Here is a 6887-nt window from a genome sequence, read left to right on the forward strand (position 1 = left end):
TCGGTCTTGAAAACCGACAGAGGATTAACGTCCTGCGGGGGTTCGAATCCCTCAACCTGCGCCATTGAATGTTACTCAGGAGAGATCCTGAGTTTTTTTTTCAGAACATGTAAGAGATTACAGAATTATTTCTGTTCTGTTATAATATTATTATCACATGTAAGGGAGATCATAAAATGGAACAATCAAAAAGTATTAATGTTAGATACTCAATGTTGCAGGGGATTTACTATGTAGGATTCTGTGCAGTTATTGGCTATGCCGCTGTATATCTAGGGTCAATTGGCATGAGTTCATCTTTAATTGGGATTGTACTTGCAATCGCAAATATTCTGACAAGTATTGCACAACCCGTACTTGGAGGATTTGTAGATAAGTCAAACATTTCTATGAAGAAAGTCTTAATGATCATGTTTGGTCTTTGTAGTATTCTATCTGTATTCCTCATGTTTGTAAGTAAGGTGACATTCTTAGCTGCTGCTTTGTTTATTGCAGTTTCTACAATTCTTTATACTACAATGCCTTTAGTTAACTCACTTGCTTTCGCATTCCAGAAGCATGGTATTGATGTTAAGTTTGGTGTAGCACGTGGTATTGGATCAGTGGCTTATGCTCTTGCGTCTCTTGTATTAGGAAACGTTGTAAAGGCAGTAAGTCCTACTTTAATGCCTCTTGCCTATATTATCATCTTCTTAGGTATTTTACCTCTTATTCGCTCATTTAAGATGCCTGAGACAGAAATAGATGAAGTCATTGAAGAAAAAGTAGTAGAAAAAGAAAGCACAGGAGCTTTTATTAAGAAGCATCTTAAATTCATGATCTTTTTAGCTGGTTTTGTATTAGTTTATTTTGATCATACAATCATCAACAATTTCTTTATTAATGTAATTAGAAACGTTGGTGGTAATACTGGAGATATGGGTAATGCAGTATTTTTGGCTGCGATGTTGGAACTTCCTACAATGGCTTTATTTGAAAAGTATAAAAATAATATCAATATCAAAAATACAATCATCATTTCCGCAATATTCTTCACACTTAAACATACTTTAACTTATTTTGCGACAAATATGTTTATGATCTATTTAGCTCAGGCGACACAGATGCTTGCTTATGCATTATTTATTCCTGCATCTGTTTATTATGTAGATAAATTATTTGATGCAAAGGATGCAGTTAAAGGACAGGCACTCGTTACTACAAGTATGACTGTATCTGGTGTACTAGCTAGTTTCTTAGGTGGTATTCTACTAGATAGTATGGGTGTTTATGAAACATTATTTTTAGGTTTAGTATTAAGTGCAGTAGGCACAATTGTGATGATTGTGACTGTTGAGAACGTAAATAAGAAGGGGACTTAAATATGTTAGATGTTTTAAAAACAAGAAGAAGTATTAGAAAATATACAGATGAAATGCCTAGAGATGAAGATCTTGAGAGAATTGTAGAAGCTGGTTTATATGCTCCTACTGGTATGGGCAGACAGGGCGTTAAGTTTGTAGTAGTAAAGAATAAAGAAATGAGAGATCATTTATCAAAGTTGAATGCTGATATTATGGGGAGTGATAAAGATCCTTTCTATGGTGCGCCTGTAGTGATTGTAGTATTAGCAAAGAAAGAATATCCCACATATATCTATGATGGATCACTTGCGATTGGCAATATGCTCAATGAAGCACATGGCTTAGGACTTGGTTCTTGCTGGATTCATCGTGCGAAAGAAGTATTTGAAGGTGAAGAAGGAAGAAGACTTCTTAAAGAATGGGGCATTGAAGAAGACTATGAAGGTATCGGAAATGTTATTATAGGATTTGCGGATGGTAAGGCTCCAGAAGCAGCACCTCGTCTTGATCATCGTGTGATTACAATCGAATAATGAAAAAATCCTCCTTGCGGAGGATTTTTTTTATTGAAAACAATGAAAGGATACCGGCTGCACCGACACCTAAACAGATTCCTATACCTATATTGTCAAAACAAATACCAAATACGACACCTAAACTGATCATAATAGGTAAATAATATGCTAATTTATCATTGTCTTTTTTCATGAAATCACCTCGACTAGAGTATATCATACTTATGTGAAGATAAGATGTTTATTGTGGAAATAAAGCCTTAAGAATATCTTCTAATCCATTTTTATCAATAGGTTTACAGATAATATCAGCTTGTACCTTTAATTCATCTATGGCATTACCCATAGCTACACCTACCTGACATAATTGAATCATTTCAATATCATTAAGACCATCACCAAATGCATAGGTATCTTTGATATCTAAACCATAATGTTCGAGAACTTTCTTAATACCGATGGCTTTACTCATGGTTGGTGAAAAGAACTCAAATGAATTATCACTGCCATGCTGATCAAAACTGATAGTAGTACCAAACTTACCATCTAAATAGTCGCTTACTTTCTGCTTGTCTTTATTTGTGACGTTGGCTTCTATTTTAATGGCACGTTTTAAGACATCATCACGGTCAAAATCCATAGAAAACATCTCTTCCATGCCGAGGTTCTTAAAGAACGTATAAAGCTCTTTATAACGCTTATCAATATAAATATGATGTGCTGTTTCAAGCATATAATCACAATTTAGTTCTTCAAGCATATCAACTGTCTGAGTCGCAAGTTCTGTATCCATTCTCTCTTCAAAGATAGATTCACCATCAATCTCGATATAACCACCATTATATAAGACATAACCATCAAACCCCAAATCAAGGAACTGCTGGTTAATCATGGCTTTAGGACGACCACTGCAGATAAAAAGCTTATGCCCATTGTTTTGAATTCTTTTAAGTTCTCTTTTTACACCTTCAGGTACTTCATAAACTCCATAAGTGTTATCTACAAGCGTACCATCAATATCAAAAAATAATACTTTTTCTTTCATATGTATCTACTTTACCTCTGGTCTTAATATTTCTACAAATTTAAACTCATTGTTATCATATGTATAATGAAGAATACAGCAATTAGTAAATCCTCCTGAGTTAAAAATAATGTTTGGGTCATTAAATGCACTAAAGAATTGCATAGAAGCGCCGGCATGACTTACTGCAAGAACCACTTCATGGTCTTCTTTATTCATGATTTCAGTTAGTGTTTTTACAACTCTATGTTGTACTTGTTTGGTTGTTTCGCCACCATAATGGGGAAATAAGTCATCATATTTAAAATCATCAAAATGAGGATTTAAATCTTCACTTTCTCCTTCAAATAATCCAAAACCTCTTTCCTTAAGCCCTTTAAGTCTTGTATAAGGTACTTGACCTTCTGTAACTATTTCTAATGTATCAGATGCTCTTTCAGCCGTACTAGAGTAGTAATGATCAAAAGAAATATCCTTGATCAACTCTCTTGCAGCGTCTGCCTGCTTAATACCTAGTTCAGTTAGTGGAGAATCACATGATCCCTGAATTCTTCTTCTAACATTAAATAGAGTTTGTCCATGACGCATCATATACAAATGTTTCATAATAAATATAACCCCTTTCATTGGATGATAAGTTAATTATATCTATTATTTAAGAAAAAATTAAGGTGAAAGTACACAAATAATACACTTTTCTTTGTTAAGATAGTGCAATAGAGGAGGAGTGGTGAATATGAATGAATTAAAAGGCCTCTCACAACAAGAGGTACAAGAAAGAATAGAACAAGGACAAGTGAATTATACAGGTCAGTCTATTTCTAAAACAAAAAAAGAAATTGTGAAGCAGCATACACTTACATATTTCAACTTTCTAAATATATTTTTAGCTGTTTTGATTGTGATTTCAGGACAGCTGCAGAACTTAACTTTTATTGGAGTTATGGTAGCTAATACAATATTAGGTATCATTCAGGAATTCAAGGTTAAGAAAACTATTGATAAGCTAAGTGTTGTGACTGTAGAGAAAGTGAAAACATTACGTGATGGTAACTTGATAGATGTTCCAGTAGAAGAGCTAGTTATGGATGACATTATCTTTCTGCAAGCTGGTAATCAGATTGGGACAGACTGTCAGGTTATAGAAAATCATGCATTAGAGATTAATGAATCTCTTTTGACTGGGGAATCAGTACCTGTTAAAAAGAAGGAGAACGACGAAATCTATGCAGGAACCTTCGTTGTGGCAGGAAGTGGTTATGCAAAAGTAATCCGTGTAGGGAATGCGAACTATTCTACAAAGCTAGTGAACCAAGCTAAACATAAGAATCTTGCATCTAGTGAGATGAGAGATTCTATTGAGAAGATTATCAAGGTTATGAGTATTATTATTGTGCCAGTCGGTCTATTACTCTTTAGAGCACAATATAAGGCCATGCCAAATGACTTTAATACCGCATTAGTTAAAACAGTAGGTGGGGTTATTGGGATGATTCCTGAGGGACTTGTCTTATTAACTTCTTTATCTTTTGTATTAGGTGTTGGTCGTCTTGCAAAAAAGAAAGCACTTGTTCAACAGATGGAATCCATTGAAGCATTAAGCAGAGTTGATGTACTATGTCTTGATAAAACAGGGACTATTACAACAGGTGAACTTAAAGTTAAACATATTGTTCCTATTAGTGATCAATATACGCGTGAGATGATTTGCGATATTATGGGTTCATTTGCTTTCTTAGTAGATGATATCAATCCAACTCAGAAAGCTTTAATGAATTACTTCACTAAAAATGATAAATATCATAAGAAATCAGAAGTACCATTTTCTTCAGAACGTAAATATCGTGCCATTACTTTTGATGATGATCGTTCTTTTGTGTTAGGTGCTCCTGAATTCTTGACTGATAATAAAGAAATCTTAGATCAGGTCAGTGGTTATTCTGAGTTTGGTTTACGTGTATTACTGTTAGGAGAAGCAGATTATTTAGAAGAGGGACATTATCATTCTCTTACTCCAGTTTGTCTTATTGCTATTAGTGATATCATTAAAGAAGATGCACATGATACATTTGATTATTTCAAATCTCAGGGTGTTTCTATTAAAGTCCTTTCAGGAGATAACCCTCTTACAGTTTCTCGTGTATGCACCCTTGCAGGGCTTGATAACGCAAATAATTATATGGATGCTTCGACTCTTCCTGATACTGTAGAAGAAATGAAACAAGTATTAGGAGAAACATGTGTCTTTGGTCGTGTTAAACCAGAACAGAAACAATTGATTATCAAAGCTTTCCAGGAAAATGGTCATGTCGTAGGCATGGTCGGTGATGGTGTCAATGATGTACTTGCGATTAAGGATGCAGATTGTGGTATTGCGATGGCCAATGGAGCTGATGCGGCTAAGCAGGCAGCACATATTGTATTATTAGATTCTAACTTCAGTTCAATGAAGGAAATTGTAAACGAAGGTCGTGTCATCATTGCGAATATTGAAAAGGTCAGCTCACTATATCTAACTAAGACTATTTATTCTACAATTCTTAGTCTGATCTTTGGATTCTTCTGCTTAACTTATCCATTTACGCCTTTCCAGCTCTCTTTGGTAAGTGGTATGGCAATTGGATTACCATCATTCATTATTACTCTTGAACACGATACAACAATGAGTTCTAAGGGCTTCTTAACACATGTGATTCATACAGCACTTCCATGTGCTTTAAGTGTTGTAGTGCTTGTACTGTTTAATTTTTTATTAAAATGGATGTTCTTCTTAAATGCGAAATACTTTTCTACATATAGTTTCTTAGTGACTATATTTATTAGTTTCATTGTATTATTTAAGGTTTCTAAACCACTCAATTTTTTAAGAAAGTTTAATATTGGTTTAAACGTCCTGCTTACTATTGGTTGCCTTTATGCAATTCCAACCTATTTTTATATGTATCCTATTACGGACTTACGTGTTATTATAGTAGTAGCTTTTGAATGTGTTGTTGCTTATTATTTAGTCGCACTTATCACAAAAGCATTAGATAATATAACTGAATATAGACGTTGGAAGAGGAAGAAGCATGGATAAAAAATATTTTTTCTTTGATATTGATGGCACTTTGACAGATATACAAACTGGTATTCCTGTACCTAGTGCTTTAGAAACAATTAAAAAATTACAGGATAAAGGACATTTTGTCGCAATTGCGACAGGACGTGCCTATTATAAAACAAAAGATACTGCTAAGATGCTTGGTATTCATAATCTTGTATCTAATGGAGGGGCTGCTTTGATTTATAATGATGAGTTAGTTACAAATAGTCCATTAGATAGAGAAAAGGCTCTTGCACTTATTCATGAAGCAGATGAAAAAGGCTTTGGAATATTAATTGCTGTTAATGATAGTATTGATGTAGTGATGAAGGATGAACGCTTTATTGAACAGGTAGGAGAAAGACAGGAACCGACACGTTATATTCTTGATAAGTCATTAAACTATGATGATTTGAAGGATATTTATAAGATTTATATTGCGATTCCAGAAGACAAAGAAGAAGAACTTACTTTAAGAGATACAGTGGGTCATATCCGCTTTGTACCACCTTATCTTACTTATCAACATGATGCAAAAGAAAAAGGTATCATTAAGATGATGGAATACTTAAAGGCTGATATTAAGGATGTTGTAGTCTTTGGTGATGGTGAGAATGATCTTGTTATGTTCAAGAAGGAATGGACATCTATTGCGATGGGCAATGGTGTAGAAGACTTAAAGAAAAAAGCAGATTTTGTCACAAAAGATTCTACAGATGATGGTATAGAATATGCATGTCGTCATTTTGGCTGGATTGATTAAGAAGGAGTAATCCTTCTTTTTTTTATATATAACACAAATACATGTATAGATAATTATAAAACAACTAAATAAACTTATGATTTGAATACCCATAATCTACAGGTAACGATTTAAGAGAAGTGTGGAGCAGAAATATTCAGGATATAGACTATTTGTC

7 protein-coding genes are annotated in these 6887 nt (G+C 33.9%); 4 read left to right on the forward strand and 3 right to left on the reverse strand.

What is annotated here, in order from left to right; all coding sequences use genetic code 11:
• The first annotated feature begins 176 nt into the window (after positions 1 to 176).
• Both EAI80_RS11080 and EAI80_RS11085 read left to right on the forward strand, forming a co-directional pair.
• Positions 177 to 1361 (forward strand): MFS transporter, encoded by a 1185-nt coding sequence (locus EAI80_RS11080; protein ID WP_129982073.1) that lies wholly within the window; start codon positions 177 to 179, stop codon positions 1359 to 1361.
• A gap of 2 nt (positions 1362 to 1363) precedes the next feature.
• A complete protein-coding gene (locus tag EAI80_RS11085; RefSeq protein WP_129982075.1) occupies positions 1364 to 1876 on the forward strand; it encodes a nitroreductase in 513 nt (170 codons plus the stop codon).
• On the opposite strand, the gene EAI80_RS11090 is transcribed toward EAI80_RS11085, so the two are convergent.
• Genes EAI80_RS11090 through EAI80_RS11100 form a run of 3 tightly spaced genes read right to left on the reverse strand, consistent with a single transcriptional unit; the run spans position 1863 to position 3488 of the window.
• Positions 1863 to 2051: a hypothetical protein gene (locus EAI80_RS11090; RefSeq protein WP_129982077.1), complete on the reverse strand. Its 189-nt coding sequence runs from the start codon at positions 2049 to 2051 to the stop codon at positions 1863 to 1865. The two genes, EAI80_RS11085 and EAI80_RS11090, sit on opposite strands and share 14 nt — an antisense overlap.
• A 48-nt stretch (positions 2052 to 2099) precedes the next feature.
• The gene (locus EAI80_RS11095; RefSeq protein ID WP_129982078.1) at positions 2100 to 2903 is read right to left on the reverse strand and encodes an HAD family hydrolase; all 804 of its coding nucleotides are present in this window, start codon (positions 2901 to 2903) and stop codon (positions 2100 to 2102) included.
• Positions 2904 to 2909: 6 nt separating this feature from the next.
• Positions 2910 to 3488 (reverse strand): histidine phosphatase family protein, encoded by a 579-nt coding sequence (locus tag EAI80_RS11100; RefSeq protein WP_192924057.1) that lies wholly within the window; start codon positions 3486 to 3488, stop codon positions 2910 to 2912.
• Between the two features lie 130 nt (positions 3489 to 3618).
• Between EAI80_RS11100 and EAI80_RS11105 the strand changes: the two genes are divergently transcribed.
• Together EAI80_RS11105 and EAI80_RS11110 are read left to right on the forward strand one after the other, a co-directional pair.
• Positions 3619 to 5961, forward strand: coding sequence for an HAD-IC family P-type ATPase (locus tag EAI80_RS11105; protein WP_129982080.1), 2343 nt, complete (start codon positions 3619 to 3621; stop codon positions 5959 to 5961).
• Entirely contained in the window at positions 5954 to 6730 is a 777-nt protein-coding gene (locus EAI80_RS11110; RefSeq protein ID WP_129982081.1) for an HAD-IIB family hydrolase, read from the forward strand. Before EAI80_RS11105 ends, EAI80_RS11110 begins: the two co-directional genes overlap by 8 nt.
• Positions 6731 to 6887 lie beyond the last annotated feature (157 nt).

Origin of the sequence: Catenibacterium sp. co_0103, from assembly GCF_004168205.1 — a bacterium.
Taxonomy (GTDB): Bacteria; Bacillota_I; Bacilli_A; order Erysipelotrichales; family Coprobacillaceae; genus Catenibacterium; species Catenibacterium mitsuoka_A.